The organism is Streptomyces cyaneofuscatus (assembly GCF_033109485.1).
GTDB classification, from domain to species: domain Bacteria; phylum Actinomycetota; class Actinomycetes; order Streptomycetales; family Streptomycetaceae; genus Streptomyces; species Streptomyces cyaneofuscatus.
This window is the reverse complement of the sequence record NZ_CP137002.1, coordinates 4,722,966-4,743,300: the sequence shown is the minus strand read 5'-3', so window position 1 is coordinate 4,743,300 and position 20,335 is coordinate 4,722,966. Positions and strand designations below refer to the sequence as shown.

Annotated in this window: 17 protein-coding genes; 5 read left to right on the top strand and 12 right to left on the bottom strand. The window is 69.8% G+C overall.

The window, feature by feature from the left end:
• The first annotated feature begins 45 nt into the window (after positions 1-45).
• Complete coding sequence (locus tag R2B67_RS20975; RefSeq protein ID WP_317824926.1) at positions 46-774, top strand: siderophore-interacting protein; 729 nt, start codon at positions 46-48, stop codon at positions 772-774.
• 26 nt (positions 775-800) lie between these two features.
• Here R2B67_RS20975 and R2B67_RS20970 read toward each other — a convergent pair whose 3' ends face one another.
• The 7 genes from R2B67_RS20970 to R2B67_RS20940 all read right to left on the bottom strand — a co-directional run bounded on the left by R2B67_RS20970 (position 801) and on the right by R2B67_RS20940 (position 11,484).
• The gene (locus tag R2B67_RS20970; RefSeq protein ID WP_317820182.1) at positions 801-2,381 is read right to left on the bottom strand and encodes an APC family permease; all 1,581 of its coding nucleotides are present in this window, start codon (positions 2,379-2,381) and stop codon (positions 801-803) included.
• Between the two features lie 227 nt (positions 2,382-2,608).
• Positions 2,609-4,075, bottom strand: a complete 1,467-nt coding sequence (locus tag R2B67_RS20965) for an aldehyde dehydrogenase family protein (RefSeq protein ID WP_317820181.1) — start codon at positions 4,073-4,075, stop codon at positions 2,609-2,611.
• Positions 4,072-5,811: an N-acyl-D-amino-acid deacylase family protein gene (locus tag R2B67_RS20960; protein ID WP_317820180.1), complete on the bottom strand. Its 1,740-nt coding sequence runs from the start codon at positions 5,809-5,811 to the stop codon at positions 4,072-4,074. The genes R2B67_RS20965 and R2B67_RS20960 overlap by 4 nt, the downstream gene beginning before the upstream one ends.
• A 213-nt stretch (positions 5,812-6,024) precedes the next feature.
• Positions 6,025-7,149, bottom strand: coding sequence for an LLM class flavin-dependent oxidoreductase (locus tag R2B67_RS20955; RefSeq protein ID WP_317820179.1), 1,125 nt, complete (start codon positions 7,147-7,149; stop codon positions 6,025-6,027).
• A 111-nt stretch (positions 7,150-7,260) separates the two neighbouring features.
• A complete protein-coding gene (locus tag R2B67_RS20950; protein ID WP_317820178.1) occupies positions 7,261-8,046 on the bottom strand; it encodes an SDR family NAD(P)-dependent oxidoreductase in 786 nt (261 codons plus the stop codon).
• Between the two features lie 10 nt (positions 8,047-8,056).
• Positions 8,057-8,965: a TIGR03619 family F420-dependent LLM class oxidoreductase gene (locus R2B67_RS20945; protein WP_317824925.1), complete on the bottom strand. Its 909-nt coding sequence runs from the start codon at positions 8,963-8,965 to the stop codon at positions 8,057-8,059.
• A 254-nt stretch (positions 8,966-9,219) separates the two neighbouring features.
• Entirely contained in the window at positions 9,220-11,484 is a 2,265-nt protein-coding gene (locus R2B67_RS20940; protein ID WP_317820177.1) for a hypothetical protein, read from the bottom strand.
• Positions 11,485-11,887: 403 nt separating this feature from the next.
• Here R2B67_RS20940 and R2B67_RS20935 point away from each other — a divergent pair, with 403 nt between their 5' ends.
• The 3 genes from R2B67_RS20935 to R2B67_RS20925 all read left to right on the top strand — a co-directional run bounded on the left by R2B67_RS20935 (position 11,888) and on the right by R2B67_RS20925 (position 15,556).
• The gene (locus R2B67_RS20935) at positions 11,888-13,204 is read left to right on the top strand and encodes a COG1361 family protein (RefSeq protein ID WP_317820176.1); all 1,317 of its coding nucleotides are present in this window, start codon (positions 11,888-11,890) and stop codon (positions 13,202-13,204) included.
• A gap of 244 nt (positions 13,205-13,448) precedes the next feature.
• A complete protein-coding gene (locus R2B67_RS20930) occupies positions 13,449-14,258 on the top strand; it encodes an NAD-dependent epimerase/dehydratase family protein (protein ID WP_317820175.1) in 810 nt (269 codons plus the stop codon).
• A gap of 197 nt (positions 14,259-14,455) precedes the next feature.
• A complete protein-coding gene (locus R2B67_RS20925) occupies positions 14,456-15,556 on the top strand; it encodes a glycoside hydrolase family 43 protein (RefSeq protein WP_317820173.1) in 1,101 nt (366 codons plus the stop codon).
• 38 nt (positions 15,557-15,594) lie between these two features.
• Here R2B67_RS20925 and R2B67_RS20920 read toward each other — a convergent pair whose 3' ends face one another.
• Entirely contained in the window at positions 15,595-15,771 is a 177-nt protein-coding gene (locus R2B67_RS20920; protein WP_317820171.1) for a hypothetical protein, read from the bottom strand.
• A gap of 228 nt (positions 15,772-15,999) precedes the next feature.
• Between R2B67_RS20920 and R2B67_RS20915 the strand changes: the two genes are divergently transcribed.
• Complete coding sequence (locus R2B67_RS20915; protein WP_317820170.1) at positions 16,000-16,302, top strand: DUF6087 family protein; 303 nt, start codon at positions 16,000-16,002, stop codon at positions 16,300-16,302.
• A gap of 131 nt (positions 16,303-16,433) precedes the next feature.
• Here the strand turns inward: R2B67_RS20915 and R2B67_RS20910 are convergent, their stop codons facing one another.
• The 4 genes from R2B67_RS20910 to R2B67_RS20895 form a co-directional block, all read right to left on the bottom strand.
• The gene (locus R2B67_RS20910; protein WP_317820169.1) at positions 16,434-16,838 is read right to left on the bottom strand and encodes a type II toxin-antitoxin system PemK/MazF family toxin; all 405 of its coding nucleotides are present in this window, start codon (positions 16,836-16,838) and stop codon (positions 16,434-16,436) included.
• A gap of 45 nt (positions 16,839-16,883) precedes the next feature.
• Positions 16,884-17,441 carry a PIN domain-containing protein gene (locus R2B67_RS20905; protein ID WP_317820167.1) on the bottom strand — a complete coding sequence of 186 codons (558 nt, stop codon included), beginning with the start codon at positions 17,439-17,441 and terminating at the stop codon, positions 16,884-16,886.
• Positions 17,438-18,541: a helix-turn-helix domain-containing protein gene (locus R2B67_RS20900; RefSeq protein WP_317820166.1), complete on the bottom strand. Its 1,104-nt coding sequence runs from the start codon at positions 18,539-18,541 to the stop codon at positions 17,438-17,440. The genes R2B67_RS20905 and R2B67_RS20900 overlap by 4 nt, the downstream gene beginning before the upstream one ends.
• A 908-nt stretch (positions 18,542-19,449) precedes the next feature.
• On the bottom strand, positions 19,450-20,304 hold the full coding sequence (locus R2B67_RS20895) for a M23 family metallopeptidase (RefSeq protein WP_317820164.1): 855 nt from the start codon (positions 20,302-20,304) through the stop codon (positions 19,450-19,452).
• Positions 20,305-20,335 lie beyond the last annotated feature (31 nt).

Here is a 20,335-nt window from a genome sequence, read left to right as displayed (position 1 = left end):
CCTTTGGGCAGTGGGCCGGGGCACCAAGGGAGGGTGGGAGACACCGTGGGTCATGGCTGGGAAGGCGTCGTTCTCAAACTGTTCCGGGGGCGGGATTTCACGTTCACCGTGACCGGCGCCGAGCAAGTCACCGACCGGTTCCGCCGGGTGCACGTGACCGATGGAGGGCTGCTCGCCGCGACCGGCGGGGCGCACCCCACGATGTGGGTGCGGCTCTGGTTCGAGAAGGACGGCAAACCGCACCAGCGCGCCTACACGCTGGTCGACCCGGACCCCGAGGCCGGCACCTTCAGTCTGGAATTCGCCCTCCACGAGGGCCCCGCCTGCGACTGGGCGAAAGAGACCAAAGCCGGCGACACGATCGACGCGACGCTCCAGGGCACGGGCTTCACGCTGCCCGACCCGGCGCCGAAGCGGCTCTTCGTGATCGGTGACCCGGCCGCGCTCCCGGCGATCAACTCGCTGCTGGACGCTATCCCGCAGACCCCGGCGACGATCTGGTTCGAGTCCTCCGACGAGGACGACCGGAAACTGCCGTTCCGCCTCGACGAGGCCCACCACACCCTGCACCACGTCGAGCGTCGCGAGGGCGGTGCGCACCTGGTCGCCGAGGTGAAGGCGGCCCTTCCCGCGCTGCTGGGCGACGACCGCTCGGACGCGTACGTCTGGGTCGCCTGCGACACGTCGACCACCCGGACCCTGGCGGCCTACCTCCGCAAGGAGCTGGGCCTGCCCAAGGACCGGGTGAACGCGCTGGGTTACTGGCGCCCGTAACCCTGAAGAAGCCGGTACCGGAGACCTCAGTCCTCGACCACGAGGGCCGGGGTCTCCTTCGTCAGTACCTCACCCCGGAAGAACGCCGGGCTGCGGCGCTCCATCGCGACCATCAGCACCACACCGAGGAGCAGCAGCCCCACCCCGATCACGAAGACCGAGCCGACGCCGAAGACCGAGGAGCCGGAGCCGTACGCAGGGTCCCACATGTCGTAGAGGGTCTTGGCGAAGACGGCGGCGAGCAGCAGACCGCCGACGGCCGGGAAGAGGCCCTTGAAAACCAGGTCCCGTCCGGAGCGGGTGAGTTCGGCGCGGAAGTACCAGACGCAGGCGAAGGCCGTCAGCGCGTAGTAGAAGCAGATCATCAGGCCGAGCGCGTAGATGGTGTCGATCAGGACGTGCTCGCTGATCAGCGTCATCACGGTGTAGAAGACGCCGGTCCCGATGCCCGCCGTGACCGTCGCCCGGCCGGGCGTCTTGAAGCGGGGGTGGACCTTGGCGTACGAGGCCGGCATCGCCTCGTACGCCGACATCGCCAGGACCGTCCGGGCGACCGGGATGAACGTGGTCTGGAGGCTGGCGGCGGCCGAGGCGAGGACGGCGACGAAGAGCAGGACGCCGAGGCCGGGGCCCATCACCGGTCCGGCGAGGGCGGCGAAGACGTTGTCGGAGGTCTCCGGGTTGGCGAGGCCGAGCCCGGAGGTGCCGGAGCCGACGGCCATCTGGGCGGCGATGCCGGTGGCCAGGTAGGAGCCGACCAGGACGACCATCGCGATGAGCGCGGCGCGGCCGGGGGTCTTCTCGCTGCCGGTGGTCTCCTCGTTGGCGGTCAGACAGGCGTCCCAGCCCCAGAACATGAAGATCGAGAGGGAGAGACCGGCGGTGAAGGCCGCGAAGGACTGGACGGCGAACGGGTTCATCCACGACCAGGAGAAGTCGAGCGAACCGGCGAAGTCCGCGCCGCCGCTGCCCGCCTTGGACAGGGCCATCGTCACGAAGAGCGCGAGCACGGCGAGCTGGAGTCCGACCAACGCGTACTGGACGCCCTTGGTGGCCGTCATCCCCCGGTAGCTGATCGCGGTGGCGGCGGCGATGAGCGCGAGGCAGGTGCCGATGTGGACGAGTTTGTTGTCGTCCAGCGCGGCGACCGACGCGCTGTTGGTGACCTCGCCGGCCAGCAGCCAGAAGTACGAGGTGGCGACGCCCGCCAGGTTGGACAGGACGATGATCGTCGCGATGACCAGGCCCCAGCCGCACATCCAGCCGACGCGCGGGCCGAATGCCTTCACCGTCCAGGTGAAGGAGGTGCCGCAGTCCGGCATGACCCGGTTGAGCTCGCGGTAGGCGAAGGCGACGAGCAGCATCGGCAGGAACCCGGCCAGGAAGACGGCGGGCATCTGCACGCCGACCTCACCGGCGGTGGAGCCGAGGGTCGAGGTGAGGCAGTAGACGGGGGCGACGGTGGAGACACCGATGACGGCGCTGCCCATCAGTCCGACGGAGTTCCCGCCGAGCCCCTTGCCGCGTACGCCCCCGTCACGGCCGTCGGCCGGGGCGCTTCCCCGTACCGTGTCTCCGGCCTGTGGCCGCGCGTCCAGCTGAGTCATGAGAGGGACGTTATGCGCTGCGATATCCACATCCGGAGGGTGAGACTCCCATGTCTCACCCTTGGTTACACCGGCCGATCCTCGATGAATACTTGATGAATTCAAGGTCACTTGCACACAGCGCCTTGCAATGCATGCCGGTCGCATGACGGTGGCCACGTACGGTAATCGCAGCACTGTCCGTTTTATACCGTTTCAAAATTTTCCCGCGCCGCCGGGGAAGGCCCTCAGCCGGGCCAGACGATCGCCTGCGTCTCGCTGTAGGCGTGCAGCGCGTACGAGCCCACGTCCCGTCCCACGCCGCTCTTCTTGAACCCGCCGAACGGGGCCTCCATGTTCCGCCCGACCGTGTTGACGCCGACCCCGCCCGCCCGCAGCCGCCGGGCGATGCGGAAGGCGCGGGCCACATCGCCGGACCAGACGTAGTCGATGAGGCCGTAGTCGCTGTCGTTGGCGAGCGCGACGCCCTCCTCCTCGTCGTCGAAGGGGACGACCACGACGACCGGCCCGAAGATCTCCTCGCGGACGACCCGCAGGTCGGGGGTGCAGTCGGCGAGGAGGGTGGGGGCGACGTAGAAGCCCCGGTCCAGGTGGGCGGGGCGGGTGCCGCCGGTGACGACCCGCGCGCCCTCCTTCCGGCCCAGCTCCACGTACGCCTCGACGCGGTCGCGGTGGGCGGCGGAGATGACCGGGCCGACGACGGTGGTCCGGTCGGCGGGGTCGCCGACGGTGAGCGCGTTCGCGTACGCGGCGAGCGCGGCGACCAGCTCGTCGTGCCGGGACCGGTGGACCAGGACGCGGGTCGGAGCCGTACAGATCTGTCCGCTGTAGAAGGAGAAGGTGGTCCCGATCCCGGCGACGGCGGAGCTGAGGTCCGCGTCCTCCAGGACCAGCGCGGCGCCTTTCCCGCCCAGCTCCATCAGCTGCCGCTTCATCCCGCGCCCGCACACCTCCGCGATGCGCTGCCCGACGGCGGTGGAGCCGGTGAAGCTGACCATGTCGACGTCCGGGGAGTCCACGGCGGCCTCGCCCGCCGCCGCGCCCGACCCGGTGACGACGTTGACGACCCCCGGCGGAACGCCCGCCTCCGCGAGGGCGGCGGCCATCCGGTAGACGGAGAGCGGGTCCTGCGGGGCGGGCTTCACGAGGACCGTGTTGCCCATCGCGAGGGCGGGCGCGACCTTGCCCGCCGGGTTGGCCCAGGGGTTGTTGTACGAGGTGATGCAGGTGACCACGCCGACCGGCTGGCGGACGGCCAGCGCCCCGAAGACCCCGGCCCGCCCCATCGGCCCGGCCTCGTTGACCTGCGGCGCGATGGCCTCCTCGACGGGCTCCAGGGCGCCGCGCGCGTACCGCCGGAAGCGGGCGGCACCGACGGCGACCTGCATCCCCCGGGCGGTGGAGGCGGTGGCTCCGCTCTCGGCGCGGGCGAGGTCGGCGTGGGCGCGGAAGTCGCGCTGGATGAGGTCGGCGGCCCGGTCGAGGATGGCGGCGCGTTCCTCGGGCCGGGTGCGCGACCACGGGCCGAAGGCGTCGCGAGCCGCTGCGGCCGCCTCGTACACCTGGCCACGGCTGGCCTCGGGGGCGAGGCCGACGACCTCCTCGGTGGCCGGGTCGATGACTTCGTAGTGTCCGTGATCGGGTTCGACCCACTCCCCGCCGATGAAGAGCTTCCCGGTGCTGTCAGCGCTCACGCCGTACTCACCGTCCGGGTGTCGCGGCCCGAGCGCAGCACCGTCCCCGGCACCGCCCCCGTCACCTTGTCGTCGCGCAGGGTCTCGACCCCGTTGACGCGTACGGAGACGATGCCGATGGCCTTGGAGTCCAGGCGCGGGCTGTCCCCGGGCAGGTCGTGGACGAGGGTGGCGGGCCCGGCGTCGATCCGCTCGGGGTCGAAGAGGACGAGGTCGGCGTGGAAGCCCTCCTCGATCCGGCCGCGTTCGCGCAGCCCGAAGAGGCGGGCGGGGTCGTCGGTGAGCATGCGGACGGCGGTGGTGAGCGGGAGGAGCTTGCGACCGCGCAGACAGTCGCCGAGGAAGCGGGTGGTGTACGGGGCCCCGCACATCCGGTCGAGGTGCGCGCCCGCGTCGGAGCCGCCGAGCATGACGTCCTCGTGCTCCCAGGTGCGCCGGCGCAGCGCCCAGGAGTCCGGGTCGTTGTCGGTGGGCATCGGCCACAGGACCGTACGCAGGTCGTCGGCGGCGCAGATCTCGACCAGGCAAGTGAAGGGGTCCTGGCCGCGTTCGGCCGCGATGTCGTTGACGACGCGCCCGCTGAGCCCTTCGTTGGCGGCGCTGTACGTGTCCCCGATGACGTACCGGCCGAAGTCGGCGAGGCGGCGGAAGACCCCGGCCTCCTTGCTGTCGGCGCGGCGGAGCATCTCGGCGCGGGTGTCGGCGTCCCGGAGGCGTTCGATGCGCTCGGGGACGGGGAGCGCGAGGATCTCGCCCCAGCCGGGGATGAGGTTGAGGGCGCAGAAGGTGCCGAGGGACATGTTCATGGGCGTGAGGATCGGCATGGTGAGCGCGACGATCCGGCCGCCGGCGCGGCGGGCTCGCTCACTCGGTATCAACTGGCGCGGTACGCGTTCGGGGACGGCGGCGTCGATGGTGAGGACGTTCCAGTTGAGCGGGCGCCCGGCGGCGGCGGTCATGTCGACGAAGAGGTCGATCTCCTCGTCGGAGAACTGGTCCAGGCACCCGGCGACGATGGCTTCGAGCTGGGTCCCCTCGTGCTCACCGACCGCGCGGGAGAGCGCGAGGAGCTCTTCGGGTCGCGCGTGCCGGGAGGCGACGGGTTCGCCGTCACCGTCGGCGTGGGTGGAGGACTGGGTGGTGGAGAGCCCCCAGGCCCCGGCGTCCATGGCGTCGTGGAAGAGGGCGAGCATGGCGTCCATCTGGGCCGGGGTGGGCTGCCCGCCCACGGCATCGGCACCCATGACATGCCGCCGCAGGGCGCAGTGCCCGACCATGAACCCGGCGTTGACGGCGATGCGGCCTTCGAGGGCGTCGAGGTACTCGCGGAAGGTGGACCAGGTCCAGTCGACGCCTTCCTCCAGGGCGGCGAGGGCCATCCCCTCCACCCGGGACATCATCCGGCGGGTGTAGTCGGCGTCCTCGGGCCGGTCGGGGTTCAGGGGCGCGAGGGTGAACCCGCAGTTGCCGCCCGCGACGGTGGTGACGCCGTGGTTCATGGAGGGGGTGGCGTAGGGGTCCCAGAAGAGCTGGGCGTCGTAGTGCGTGTGCGGGTCGACGAAGCCGGGGGCGAGGACGAGCCCGTCGGCGTCCTCGCTGGTGACAGCCTCCTCGGTGACGGCCCCCGGCTCGGCGATGACGGCGATCCGGCCGCCGCGGAGGCCGACGTCGGCGGTGTAGGCGGGACCGCCGGTGCCGTCCACGACGGTCGCGCGGCGGATGAGGTGGTCGAGCATGACGGAGTCCCTTCTCGTGGGCTTCTTCTCCGGGTGGGACAGCCGGGGTACGTACGCCTTGGCCGCGGTACGCACCCCGGCTCACAGGGCGACGGTCCGGGAAGACGCCGCCCAGCTCCGGGTGGGGGCTCCGCCCCCACACCCCCGCTCCTCAGGCGAGTCTTCTCAGCCCCTCCGACGATTGAGGAGCGGGGTCCGGGGCAGCGCCCCGAATCAGTCGGCGGCGGCCCGGAACCGCGAGGTCCGATGCACCGGATCCGTATCGATCTTCGGAATCACGTGTTCCCCGATCAGCCGGATCGTCGTCATCGTGTCCTGCGGACTGATCCCGATCGGCAGCCCGAAGCTCAGCTGATCCGCCCCCGCCTGATCCCAGCGCCGGCACTGCTTCAGCACCTCATCGGGATCCCCGCAGATCATCAGCTCCTCCGCGATGAGCAGCTCCACGATCTCCTCCGTGTACTCCGGCAGCAGCTCCGGCCACTCCGGAATCCCCTCCGGCCGGGGAAACGTGTCGTGGTAGCGGAACAGCAGCGACTGGAGGTAGTTCAACCCGCCCCCCACCGCGATCCGCACCGCCTCCGCATGCGTCTCGGCGCAGATGGCGGTCGAGGTGACCATCACGTTGTCGTTGACGAACGCCCCCACCGGCTCCGCGTCCTTGACCGCGTTCTTGTAGGACTCGACGACCCACTCCATGTCGGAGACCTTCTGCACGCTGAAGCCCAGCACCCCGAGCCCCTTCTTCCCCGCCATGGCGTACGAGGACGGCGACCCGGCCGCGTACCACATGGCCGGGTGCGCACCCCCGTAAGGCTTCGGCAGGATCTTGCGCGGCGGGAGCGACCAGTGCTTGCCCTGGAAGCCCACGTACTCGTCCTGGAGCCACATCTTGGGGAACTCGGCGATCGTCTCCTCCCAGAGCTCCTTCGTGTGGTTCATGTCGGTGATGCCCGGCATGAACCCGAGGATCTCGTGGCTGCCCGCCCCCCGCCCGGTGCCGAACTCGAAGCGTCCCTCGGAGAGATGGTCGAGCATGGCGACCTTCTCGGCGACCTTCACCGGGTGGTTGACGGGGGCCAGCGGGTTGAAGATGCCCGAGCCGAGGTGGATGCGGTCGGTGGCGTGCGCGAGATAGCCGAGGTACACGTCGTTGGCGGAGATGTGCGAGTACTCCTCCAGGAAGTGGTGCTCGGAGGCCCAGGCGTACTTGAAGCCGGACTTGTCCGCCTGGATGACGTACTCGGTCTCCTCGATCAGTGCCTTGTGCTCTGCCTCGGGGTCCACCTTGGCGCGCGCGGCGGGCACGTACCCCTGAACAAAGAGCCCGAATTCCACGGAGGTTCACCGTCCTCGAGTTTTTCTGACGCACCGTCAGATTGTGATGCGACCGACTGTTCCACCGCCACCGCGACCCGTCAATAGCTGACGACCCGTCAGGCAACGCGATCAGAACAGACTCACCCCCGCCAGCCACCCCCCGTCGACGACGAACGGCTGCCCGGTGATGTACGAGGAGTCCTCGGCGGTCAGGAAGAGGGCCAGCGCGGCCACCTCCTCCGGCCGGCCGATCCGCCCCATCGGCACGAGCTTGCGGTAGTACGCGTCCAGCGCCGCGTCGGACCTGCTCAGATCGGCATCCGGATCGAGCAGCGCCGGATTGCTCATCGCCGTATCGATCGCCCCCGGGCAGATGGCGTTGACCCGAATCCCCTTGCCCGCCAGCTCCACGGCGGCGACCTTGGTCAGCCCGAGGACGGCGTGCTTGGTCGCGGCGTACGCGCCCACCAGCGCCATGCCCGTCAGACCGGTGTACGAGGACGTGTTGACGATCGTCCCGCCGCCCGCCGCCTCGATCTCCGGCGCCACGGCCCGGATGCCGAGGAACGCACCCGTCATATTGACCCGCACCACCTGCTCGAACTCGGCCAGCGGGGTGTTGACCAGCTCGTTGAAGCGCAGGATGCCCGCGTTGTTGACGAGCCCGTCGATCTTCCCGAAGGCGTCCCGGGCCACGGCCACCGCCTCGGCCCACCCCTCCTCGCTCCCCACGTCCAGCCGCACGAACCGGGCGGCCCCCTCCCCCAACTCCTTCGCCAGCGCCTCCCCTTGCTCGACCAGCACATCGGCGATGACGACGCGCGCCCCCTCCGCCGCGAAGAGCCGCGCCTCCTGCTCGCCCTGCCCGCGCGCCGCCCCGGTGACGAGGACGACCCGCCCGTCCAGCCTGCCCATTCCGCGCTCCCTACTGGTTGAGGTACGGGGCCACGTCCGCACCGAACGCCGCCATCTGATCGGTCAGTTCGTCCACGCTCCGGCTCCGGAACCGCACCTGGATCTGGTGCACGCCGATCGCCGCGTACTCCCGCAGCGACTCCGCGAGCGCTTCGGGCTTCCCTGTGAGCGTCCGCCGCCCGACGGACCACCCGGGCTCACCCACGTACAGCGGTTCGGTGATCGCGCCGATCACGATCGGCTCCCCCACCCCCGCCTCCTCCCGCAGGGCGTGCACCCGGGCGATCTGCGCGGGCAGCCGGTCGCGGGCATCGCCCTGCGGGAGCCAGCCGTCCCCGCGTACGGCCGCCCGGCGCACGGCGGCGGGCGAGGAGCCGCCCACCCAGATCGGCACCTTCTCCCGTGCGGGGCGCGGCAGTTGGCCGAGGCCGCCGAAGGAGTACCGCTCCCCCGCGAACTCCGGGTACTCATCGGGCCCGAGCGCGGCCCGCAGCGCGTCGATGCTCTCGCCGAGGACACCGCCACGCCCGTCGAAGTCCGCCCCGACCGCCTCGAACTCCTCCCGTACGTGCCCGGCGCCGACGCCGAGGATCAGCCGGCCGCCGCTGAGGTGGTCGAGGGTGGCGTACTGCTTGGCGGTGATGAGCGGGTGGCGCAGCCCGACGACGGCGACATGGCTCATCAGGAGCACGCGCTCGGTGACCCCGGCGAGGAACGCGAGCGTGGCGACGGGGTCGTACCAGACCGTGCTCATCCCCTCCGCGAGCCGGCGCGGGATGGCGATGTGGTCGCAGCTCGCGATGTAGGCGAAGCCGCCGCGGTCGGCGGCCCGGGCGATGCGGACGAGGTCGGCGGGGGTCGCCGCCGCCTCCCAGGGCTCGGCGTAGATGGCGCTCTGCGACTGGACCGGGAGCTGCATCCCGTACGTCAGCGGCCCGTCGGCTGACGGCAGCGACGGCGGTGACGGCGATGACGGCGGTATCGGCACGGCGGCCTCCTTCCCCTTCCGGCCCGGGGCGTTGCCCGCTCCGGGTGACGGCCGCCATCGTCGTACCTGACGGTCCATCAGACAAGGGGTGCGGGCCGCCGGGCGACGGCGAAGGCCCCCGTGGCCCGGACGCGTGGAGGCGTCCGGGCCACGGGGGCCCGAGGGACCGAAGGGGGCGTCAGGCGTCAGGGTGCCTGGAGCGAGATCCTGACCGGCGCGGCCTGCGGCGCCGATTCGGTGCCGTCGGCGGCCACGGCGGTGACCAGGTAGTAGTAAGTGGCCCGCGCCAGACCGGTGTCCGTGTAGGTCGGCGCCGTCACGTCCGAAGCGATGCGGTGCTCAGGATGGAAAACGTCCGACTCGGACGTGGACCGGTAGACGTTGTACGAGACGGTGGCGCCCCGGTCGCACGGTCCCGCCGCCGCCCAGGTGAGGCGGGCGGAGCTCGCACCGTCCCTGCCGGCCCCGGTGATCCGGGGCGTGGCCGGAGTGGTCATGACGGGGCAGGCGATGGTGGCCTCGGCGATCGGCGAGAAGTCGGACCACATGCTGCGCTTGCTGACAGCGCGCACCGCGTAGCGCCACGTGGTGCCGGCGGGCACGTCCACGTCCGTGAACGTGGTCCCGGTGATGAACGAGGAGATCGCGGTGGCCGACTCGGGGTTCGCGGAGGCGGTGCGGTAGACGTAGTAGCCGGCCACATCGGTCGACGCGCTCGCGGTCCACTCCACCGTGACATTGCCGCTCCCCGCGGTCGCGGTCAGCGAGGCGGGCGCGGCAGGCTTCTCGTTGACCGGGAGGCGCTTGCCGTAGACGGTGCCGTAGCCGGGTTCGGGCATCGAGGAGACGTTGCCGGCCGCGTCGACGGCGCGGACGGTGTAACCGAACTGCACGTCCGCCGGGGTGCTGGTGTCCAGGTACGTGACGTCGTGCACCACGGCGATCTGCTCCCACGCGCCGAACATCGCCTTGCGCAGGACGAGGTAATGGTCCGTGTCGTCGGTGTTGGCGTGCCAGGAGATGTGCACCCCGTCGGTGCCGTTCCACGCGTCCAGGCCGTACGGCATACGCGGCGGAGTGACGTCGCCGGTGCGGGTGGCCGAGGCCGTCGCCGACGGGCCCGACTCGGTGCCCTGCGGCGCGACCGCCCTGACCTGGTAGTGGCGCACCTGCCCGACGGGCGCCGCGAAGTCCTCGTAGGCGAGGCCGGTGACGGGGGTCCCGGTCAGCCGGGTCCACGGGCCGGTGGCCGAATCGGCGGCGTAGACGTGGAAGCGGTTGGCCGCGTCCCCGTGGTACTTCCAGCCGACGGTGTTCCGGTCGGTCCAGCCGTAGGCGGAGACGTTCGCCGGCGCCTCGGGCTCGCCCTCGACCGCGACGAGCTGGACGGGCGCGGAGTACGCGGAGGCGTTGCCCGCGCTGTCCAGGGCCCGCACCCGGTAGGAGTAGGTCGCGTCCGCGGCGGCGCCGTAGTCCGACAGAACGGTGCCCGGAGTGAACGAGAGGAGGGAGAAGGGCCCTCCGGGCGCGGAGGACCGCTGCACCTCGTAGTCGGTCGCCCCGTTCACCGGCGACCAGGAGATCCGGGCGACGGAGCCGTCGCGCGTGGCGGTGAGGCCGGTCACGGCGGCGGGGGCAGTCCGGTCGGCGCTGACGACGCGCTTCACGCCGGTCAGCGAGGAGAGGTTTCCGGAGCGGTCGAGGGCCCGCAGGGCGTACTCGTACGTGTCACCGGTGGCCGGAGGCGCCTCGGTGAAGGAGGCGCCGGTGACCGGCTTGGGGGTGCGCCGGCTCCAGTCGCCGCCGCTGCCGGTGCGGCGGTAGACGTGGTAGCCGGCCAGGTCCAGCTCCTGGTTGCGGGACCAGGCCAGGGTGGTCTTCAGGGTGGCCTCCGCGTAGCCGGCCTTCAGTCCGGCCGGGGCCAGCGGGGCCGTCTTGTCGGCCTTGCCGGTGACGGGCTTGTGGGAGAAGGCGATGTTGGCGCGGCCGGTGAAGGCGGCGAAGTCCACGCGCAGGGTGTGGATACCGCGCGGGACGGTGACCCGGACGGTCTTCTTCTGGTCCTTGGAGACGTTGCGCCACAGATTGATCTTGCGCGAGCCGTCCAGGTGGACGCGGACGCCGTCCTGGGCGGCGACGGTGAGGTCGAAGGGGCCGCCGGAGCCGAAGTCGCGGGTCATGCTCCAGCGGACGCCGAAGTTGTCGCGCGGCAGCTTGACGCCCGCGGGGTCGCCCGTGCCGTAGTTCTCGGCGATGGCGGTGTCGCAGACGGTGGCCTTCGGGGTGCCGGTCAAGGTGGTGTTGGCGTAGAACTGGGCCTTCCATACGCCGGCCGAGCACTTCACGGCCGCCTGCGCGGTGGTGGGAAAGGCGAATCCGGTGAGGGCGGTGGCCAGGGAGAGCACGGCCGCACCGGCGGTTCGGCGCACCGCACCGAGGGATCTTCGCATCTGCTGAACGTCACTCTTTCGATCGGGAGGTGGGCGTACGGCAGGTACGCCGAGCAGATCGTGCCATTCGGGATATCGCTCGCGATAGGGAGTTCGGGCGGAAGCACGCCAACCACTTCCACGGGGCGCGTAGTTGCGGCCACGTCACCGGCCGGGGCGCCGCCTTGGGCACCGGCACAGTCAGCCCATGGCGTTGATCACAGGAAAAGCACAGCACTGGAGAGCAACTGCCCCTTTTCGCGCTCTCTGTCCGTCGGCGAGAGGGCCTTCCGGCTCTCCACGGCCGGGAAATTCCCCTCGTACATTCGTGCGTCCGCCCTACCATCACCCGAGGCCACCCGCGTGATCCCTGCCGTCGGGCGGCCGCTCCCCATTCCGCGTCGCCGGACCACAAAGGGTTCAAGTGAAGATTCGCCGCATTCTCGCCACGGCCGTCGCCGTCGCCGTGACGACGCCTGCCGTCATGCTCTCCGTCACCCCCGCGTTCGCCGACACCAAGCCCGACAGCAAGAGCGCCGCACAGAAGCCGGCCAAGCCGACCGTCAAGGAGCTGGAGAAGGCGGCGGCCGAGGCGCAGAAGGCGTACGACGCCGCCCTCGCGGCCAAGGAGACCGCGTACCAGGTGCTGCAGGTCGCACTCTCCGACGACGCGCCTCTCACGGTGGCCGCCAAGGCCGCCCAGAAGACCGCGGACGACGCCGCGACGGCGAAGGCCACCGCCGACAAGGCGGTCACGGACGCCAAGACCGCGCTCGCGACCCTGCCCGCAGATGCCACTGCGGAGCAGCGGGCCGCCGCGCAGGAGACCGTCACCAAGGCCGAGACGGCCGCCACGGCGGCGGCGACGGCGAAGACCACCGCGGACGCCGACGCCAGGACCGCGGGCGAACTCGCCGATGACGCACGGGTCGAGGCCGCCCGTACCTACCAGACCGTGAAGACCGCCCTGGAAGAGGCGCTCACCGCCAAGACAGCCGCCGACGCGGCCCTGGAGCGCGCCAAGCAGGAGGAAGAGGAGAACCCGGGCGGCGACGGTTGCGTCGACGAGCCCGGCCTGACCACGGTCGTGAAGGGGCTCCCGTCCTCGGTCACCGCCGGTACCGCCACCACCTTCTCGGTCCGGGTGACCAACGGCACCGACAAGCACCTGGACCAGGTCATCACGTACGCGGGCGTCCACGCGACCGACAAGAGCGGCGCCAAGGACATCGCCAAGTACCTGAAGCTGACGTGGTCGACGGCCGCGTCCCCGAAGTGGCAAGCCGTCGACGACGACCACTACATCGACGACGCCGTCGGCGCGCTGAAGCCCGGCGAGAAGGCGGACGTCAGGCTGCGCCTGGACGTCGACGCCAAGACGCCGGCCGGGCAGGGCCTCACCTTCGTCGCGGGTGACTACCTGAACGAGGACGGCACCTGCGGCCTGACACCTGACCCCGCCGTCGACACGTTCGACATCAAGGCGGCGCCCGGCAAGCCCGTCGCCAAGCCGACCCCCAAGCCCAGCACCAGCACCACCGCCCCGGCCGCGGGCAACGGCGTCACCCCGCAGGGCTCGGGCACGAGCGTCCCGGCGACCACCACGAGCAGCAGCACCCTCGCCGCGACCGGCTCGTCCGACGCCACCACGCAGCTCGCCCTCGCGAGCGGCGCGGCCGTGGCGCTCGGCGCCGGCGCGATGTTCCTGGTACGCCGCCGCAAGACGGGCGCCGACGCCTGAGACGTACGGACGTGACACCGGAGGGGCCCCACCGCGCGCTGCGGTGGGGCCCTTCAGCGTGTGTGGTCCGGCCCATGACTGCGGGCCGGATGCCCCCACGAGCCGACCACAGCGGTCGCCCACCGCGAGAGTTGACGCGGACACAGAGGCTCTCCATCTTGTCCATGGATGTGAACTCCATCCATGTCAATGACGCATGTCGACGAAGCAGAGACGGCCGGAGCCTCACCGAGGAGATCCCCTGTTGCCCGCTCCCCGCACCATCCTGCTGACCGGAGCCGCCGGCGGCGTGGGCACCCTGATGCGGGGCCTGCTGCCCGCGTACGGTTACGAGCTCCGCTTCCTCGATCTCGTACCGATCGAGGGCGAACCGGACGCGATCACGGCCGACTTGGCAGACCGAAAGGCCCTGCGCGAGGCGGTGCGCGGGGTGGACGCGGTGATCCACCTGGCGGGCATCTCCCTGGAATCGACCTTCGACAGGATCCTGCGCGCGAACATCGAGGGCACGTACCACCTCTACGAGGCCGCACGCGAGGAAGGCGTCGCCCGGATCGTGTCCGCATCCTCGAACCACGCGATCGGCTACACCCCGCGCCCGCACCCCGGCGACCCGCTGATCCCGGTCGACACCCCGCGCCGCCCGGACACCTTCTACGGCCTGTCGAAGTCCTTCGGCGAGGACCTGGCGCAGCTCTACTGGGACAAGCACGGCCTCGAAACGGTCTCGGTCCGCATCGGCTCCTGCTTCCCCGAGCCGACCTCCGTACGGATGCTGTCGGTGTGGATGAGCCCGGCCGACGGGGCACGCCTCTTCCACGCGGCCCTGACCGCCGAGGCGGTCGGCCACACGGTGGTCTACGGCTCCTCCGCCAACACCCGCCTGTGGTGGGACCTGACGACGGCACGCGCGCTCGGTTACGACCCGCAGGACGACTCGGAGCCGTACGCGGCGAAGCTGGTGGCCGAGCAGGGCGAACTGGACCCGGCGAACCCGGCGCACGCGGGCGTGGGCGGCCACTTCCTCACGGACCCGCCCATCTGGCCGCACTGAGGCAGCGGCGCACAACTCCCTCCTGCGCGGCCCGTTGACACTCCCGCACCACGACGGAATGCTGCGAGAGCGCTCTTCCATCGATATAAATCCCCACCGGGACGGGCGCACCGGGCAGGGTCACCCACCCCCACAGCCTCCCCGCTCACCCGACCCGGGCATCACCCACCGGAGGCACACCCGGGAGCGAGCCGCCCATGAGACTGTTCCGCCGCTCGTCCGGCCTCGGTGCCCTGGCACTGGCCGGCGCCCTCACCGCCACGCTGTTCCTGTCCTCCCCCGACACCGCGCGAGGCGCGCCTCCCGCTCCGGAGGCGGCACCGGCGGGCCAGACGAGCCTGCGGGCGGCCGACCCCAGCGTGCTGCGGGTGGGCAGCACGTACGTCGCCGTCCAGTCGACCGGCGGAGGCATCGCCGTACGCCAGGCCTCATCGACGGACGGCCTCGCCACGGCCCCCGCCCGCCAGGTCTGGTCGGACACCCGTGGCCGGGGCGAGGTCTGGGCGCCGGAGATCGTGATGGACGGCGGCCGGTACTACATCTACTTCACGGCCGGCGTCGGCGCGGCACACCGGATGTTCGTGATCAGCTCCGCCACCTCCGACAGCGGCTACGGCACCGAGACGCAACTCGCCCTGCCGGACGACAAATGGGCGATCGACGGAACGCTGTTCACCTTCAACGGCCAGCGTTGGTTTGTCTGGTCGGGCTGGGCGGGCGACACGAACGTGGAGCAGAACCTCTACATCGCCCGCATGAGCAGCCCGACGCAGCCCACAGGCGCGCGCCACATCATCTCCCAGCCGCGCGAGAGCTGGGAGCGGGTGGTGGGCAACCCGTTCATCAACGAGAGCCCGGAAGCCATCAAGGACCCGAACGGCCAGCTGCACATCGTGTACTCCGCCAACGGCAGCTGGAGCGAGCAGTACTGCCTGGCGGACCTGCGCCTGAGGTCGGGCGGCGATCCCACCAACGTATGGGACTGGTACAAGTCGAACGGCTGCCTGTTCGGCTCCAACCGGGCGACGATGATGGCGGGTTGGGACCCGACGCTGTACGTGAACGGCCCCGGCCACCACACCTTCGTACTGCTGCACGGAGACATCAACACGAGCCCGCCGGCGGGCCCGAGGTTCCCGTCGATGTTCCACGCGGTGCCGAAGGGCACCCCGTACGAGTGGGCGAACCGCCACTGGTACACCGGCACGTTCGCGTGGTGGGGCAACACGATGTATTCGCGGGCCAACGTGCCGGGCCCGAACACGGACACGGGGTGGAGCCTGAAGTTCTTCGAGTGAGGTAATCCGAACCGGAGTTGCCCTCTCTCATCGCTCGCCTACCCGTCGACGACCAACCGCTCCACCCCTGTGTCGGTGAGCGAGTCGAGGGAGTCGAGCTGCTGCGCGGCGCGGACGAGATCCTGGTACTCCGACCGCAGGACGGGGAACTGGAAGAACTGGATCAGCAACCCGATGTCGTCCATGGCCAACTCGGTCTCATCGTTCTCCACCATGTCAACGACCGACGACAAAGCACCGACCAGCTGCGGTCGGTCAGCCAGCCGTCGGGACATGCGCAGGGCGACGGAGCGGATGAGGGCACCGGACGGGTCCAGGGGCGGGTTTCCGGGCGGGTTCCTGCGGCACACGTTCGGAGGCTCTTCCTCTGAGGCAAGGTCGCTGTCGACAGCGGGACACTACGCTGCTGGGCCAGGAGCCGCCGGAACGAGGAAAGCAGCACGATGGACGACGAATCTCTGTCGGACTGGGCGAAGCGCCGCGACGCGAAGATCGGCCGGCTCCGAGCCGTGCCACTCGTGCCCGGCGACGGCCCGAAGGCCTCACACCTCAACCCGGACGCACCCCGCGCCATCCAACGCTGGAACGGCTACACCTGGGAGCCGCACGGGACAGCGGCCAACCTGGCCGAGACCCGACGCCTGCTGCACCCACGCGAGGAGAAACCGCCGACGGTGACGGCCCCGCGGCCTCATGCCTTGCGGGCGGGGCGCGGCAGGCACCGTAAGCCCCGGCCGGGTGAATGATGCAGGGTGGAAATCGGTCCACCTCCGGCCCTGGCAGACCGGCCGAGGTGCCTTCGAACGGCACTGATCGATTCGTCGATGATTTCGTCCGAGATCGCCCACGCCGTCGCGGGCGTCGGCACCTTCTCCGTCTACCCGACTTCACCGAGACGGAGGACATCCCTCATCTCGCTGAGCTTCGCGGTCGTGGCCGGGGTCCGCTCCTGCGCTTGTTCAGCAAGCCGGAGGGCGACGTCGATCTCGCTGAGCTTCACGGAGGACAGAACGGCCGCCCGCTCGATCAGGTCGTCCCGGGACACCGTGGTCAGCCACGTACACGGGGTGAAGCCCGGACGCGGCAACGCGACCCGCAGCACGCCTTCGAACGGCAGCCCTTCACCGGCACCGACCGTCACTTCGACGCCCAGACCCCTGAGATCGACGCCCGCCGGAGCGACGACCTGCATCACCCGGAACCCGGACGTCTCGTCTCCCGACAGCAGCACGACCAGCCTCCGCACGTCGAACTGGACCCACCAGACTTCGCCACGTCGCACAAGTCCTCCAGACACACGACGGCAGGCAAACGCTGCGCATGGCCGCTACAACAAACCATTCTTCCTGGCCCAGCTCATGAATTGGCCGCGAGCGCAAGGATATCGGGCACCAGTATCGATCAATGCGTCAACCAGGGCACCCGCTACGTATTCCGTTGCGTGCCCCTCGCTGACTGCAGTCGCTATGACGCGTAGGGATCCCCAGACAGGAAGGGAGTTTCTGCCGGCGATCCTCCGAGCGTCTCCGTCATCGATCACAGCAATGGCACCGTTGACCTCGGCCCACGCAAGGACAGTAGCTTCGCCTTGGTTCGACTTGCTGCCCGAAACCAGATCCATCCACTTCACGAGTGCCGTGAGCTCATTCAGGTGGTCGACATGCACGATCTCCAGCCAATCAGCACTCGCCAGACTCAGCCCGTACGTACCGAGTTCGTCCACCACGGTCTGGGTGGTTACGTTCCGCCGCCTCACGCCTTGCCAGGTCTGGGCGATATCGCCGAGGACATCGATTTTTCCGGCTTTGATTGCGTGAAAGAGAGGAGATGCATCCCAGGCAAGTAAGGTGGCGGGCAGGCTTGCGGCGGTATAGGCGGCGCTCACGGCAGCGGCTCCTCCAGAGCGCGTGTGGGCAGTTCATCCACCGTGAGTGCACCATAGAGAAGCTCGACGGCGCGTGGAGCTGTGATGGCACCTGTTTCCCAGGCGCTCAGCACTGCCTTGCGCCACATTTTGCCAGTGGCGCCTGGTTCAAGATCAGGGATCGGCTGTTCGCCGAGTACGGCTAGGAAATCTCCACGCGTGGGCGAGTTCGCCTTCTGACGCCTGGCTTCCCCGCTGTCGATCAGCTCCAGGTTGCGCACCCGATTGACGACTGCACTCCAGGACACCCTGTAGCCGGCCGCCATGGCAAGCAGGGCTGGCCTAACTTTTGTGGCCTCCGTAACGTCCTGCCAAACCCTCTGCACATCCTGGGCGGGAAGCATGAACCACTCGACAAACCGGTCAATCTGTTGCTCACGCTCATCGCGGCCGGCCGCCACCCCAGCATCGCTGTGATATTCGTCCTGCAGAAGGTGATGGCCAAGCTCGTGAGCAGCCGTCCACCGCCGCCTTCCGGGCTGTGCTTGTCCACTAATGACAGCTACGCCATACCCATCCTGCAGAAGTGAAGCTCCCTCGGCCGACTCGTCCACGACTGTCAGGAAGAGACCCAACTGCTCCACGACGTCCGCCATCGGCCCGAGCGGGCCCGAGGGTCTGTCCAGGACGCTACGGGCTGCCGCTGCCAGCGCGACCGGGTCGACCGGGCCTTCTGCCCGCTGCACACAAGGGCCCAACTGCGGAGGCATGAGAAAACCCTCCGCGATGAGCCAATGAGCATTGCGAGCGTGCTGCTCGAGCCAGGCATCGAGCCGGTAGCTCGCACGAGTTGCCTCGTCCGACACGTCCTCCAGCGCGGCTCGGCGGGATACGAGAGGGGCCGGGGGGCGAGAGAGGAAGTGCGCTAGGGGGACGCCCAGCGCTTGGGCCAGACGCGAAAGTTCCAGAGCGGAAACACGGCGGTCCCCGGCTTCGATGCGCACCATGGCCGTCCGATCGAGACCTACCGCGGAAGCCAGGCTGCCCTGACTCATATCCGCAGCCAGGCGCGCCTCAGCGATCCGCTCGCCCACTTCATCCCAGCCCTGCACTGCTTCCATGTGTGCGATTTTTGCACACACGCGGCTTGCCGGCATCTACGGAGGGCTGCGCTCCCGGTCAAACGCCTACATCAGGCCAGGCGTGTAGCGGACGCCGGGGACCAGGCGGGTGCTCCGTGAACGCAAGAAATGACCTTCGATTCGAACCTTTGGGCTATTGACCTGCAACGATGCAGAAATCGTACTTCTCTGCACTCCAGGTCAGCGTCGCGGCGAAGTGAGGCTTGAGCGATAGCTCAGACACAGGTAATGGTTCATGATCGCCGTGCGGGTCTACAGGGAGGGATTTCTCCACTGCCAGGGCCGGAGTCATCTCGGCAAGAGGGCCACCCGGCTTGAGTATGCGGCGGCGAGCCTGGCCGGACTTGGTGCACGCGCGTCTTGCAGCTGTGTCCGGCCACTCCTTGGTGATCTGGCCTGGCCTCGATGTCCGCACGGAAAGTGCCATCCATGCGCCTGGCGAACACCACCGTCGGGGCGTCGGCACGTCCGACTTCCTGCACCCATCCCCACGCTCGCTCGAAAAATCCGATGACCCCATCGTGCGCGGCGATCTACACTCCGGCCATCATGAAGCGCCGTGCTGAGTTCACCGAGCGGACGGCCCGGCTCCGCGACTACCTCCCGCCCGATGATCGCCGGACCCTGAAACGCCTCGTCGATCGGGTCGCCGAGGACCCCTACGGCCCATCCACTTACCTCGCCTTCACGAACGACCAACTCACACGCTGCAGTTGGCTCAGATGTGGCGGAGTTGGGCGCTCTCGACGCCCGCGCGGCCCGGCGGCTGATCGGGGCGCTGCGGTTCTGAGGGCTCGCAGATGCGCCCGAGGAGCCCCGCAGGCCGTGCACGGGAAGGAAGCCGCCGCGGCCCTCCCGTGCACGGGGTCATGGGGGTGGTGGTGCGATCAGCAGTTGGGGATCACGGTGCCGTTGTTGTCGCGGGCCTCGTCGTTGCCCCAGCGGGAGAGGTAGTACGCGGAGACGTAGGCGTTGCGGCCGTTCTTGCCCGCGTAGACGCTGTCCAGGTCGGTGCGCAGCCACCAGTGGTTGAACTGCGTCGCCGTACCGACGCGGGCACCCCACACCTTGCAATAGACGTAGTTCGTACCGGCGTTGAGGATGCCCTGCGCATCGGCCGTGTTGGGGGCCGCGTAGCCGGTGGCGTTGGCGAAGGTGTCGACCCAGTACTTGCCGCCTCCACCGCCCCCGCAACCGTTGTCGCTGGTCAGGTACTTGGCATAGTACGAGCCCGGGTAGGGGCTCAGAGACTGGCCGTTGATGACGATGTTCTGGCCGACTCCGTTGAGGAGCTGCTCGTAGTGGATGTGGGCGCCGGAGCTGTTGCCGGTGGACCCGGTGGTGCCGATCTGCTGGCCCTGGCCGACGCGCGCCCCGTTGGCGACGGAGAAGGCGTTGAGATGGAAGTAGTAGGTCTGCCAGCCGCCGCCGTGGTCGATGGAGATGTAGTTGCCCGCGCCGCTGGGCTGGGAGTGGCGGTAGGCCGTGCCGGGGGCGGAGGCGAGGACCGGGGAGCCGGCGGTGGCGCCGCCGTCGGTACGGACGAAGTCGAGCGCCCGTCTGACCTCGGCGGAGTGGTGGCTGTAGGTCCACTGCTGGCCGCAGGCATACGGCGCCTTGAAGTTGGGCGCGGCGGCTGCGGGGGACGCGGCGGCGGTGACGGTGAGCAGTCCGCCGAGGAGTGCCAGCAGGGCGAGGAGGCTCGTACGCGTACGGGCGTGTGTTCGGGGAGAGCGTCGCATGGGCGGGGAATCCTCCGGGTCGACAACCGTG

Excerpts from the sequence above, each read along its gene's own strand:
- R2B67_RS20970 (WP_317820182.1), bottom strand. The coding sequence starts at position 2,381 with ATGACTCAGCTGGACGCGCGGCCACAGGCCGGAGACACGGTACGGGGA.
- R2B67_RS20960 (WP_317820180.1), bottom strand. The coding sequence starts at position 5,811 with ATGCTCGACCACCTCATCCGCCGCGCGACCGTCGTGGACGGCACCGGC.
- R2B67_RS20950 (WP_317820178.1), bottom strand. The coding sequence starts at position 8,046 with ATGGGCAGGCTGGACGGGCGGGTCGTCCTCGTCACCGGGGCGGCGCGC.
- R2B67_RS20945 (WP_317824925.1), bottom strand. The coding sequence starts at position 8,965 with ATGCAGCTCCCGGTCCAGTCGCAGAGCGCCATCTACGCCGAGCCCTGG.
- R2B67_RS20940 (WP_317820177.1), bottom strand. The coding sequence starts at position 11,484 with ATGCGAAGATCCCTCGGTGCGGTGCGCCGAACCGCCGGTGCGGCCGTG.
- R2B67_RS20925 (WP_317820173.1), top strand. The coding sequence starts at position 14,456 with ATGAGACTGTTCCGCCGCTCGTCCGGCCTCGGTGCCCTGGCACTGGCC.
- R2B67_RS20920 (WP_317820171.1), bottom strand. The coding sequence starts at position 15,771 with ATGGTGGAGAACGATGAGACCGAGTTGGCCATGGACGACATCGGGTTG.
- R2B67_RS20915 (WP_317820170.1), top strand. The coding sequence starts at position 16,000 with ATGGACGACGAATCTCTGTCGGACTGGGCGAAGCGCCGCGACGCGAAG.
- R2B67_RS20900 (WP_317820166.1), bottom strand. The coding sequence starts at position 18,541 with ATGGAAGCAGTGCAGGGCTGGGATGAAGTGGGCGAGCGGATCGCTGAG.
- R2B67_RS20895 (WP_317820164.1), bottom strand. The coding sequence starts at position 20,304 with ATGCGACGCTCTCCCCGAACACACGCCCGTACGCGTACGAGCCTCCTC.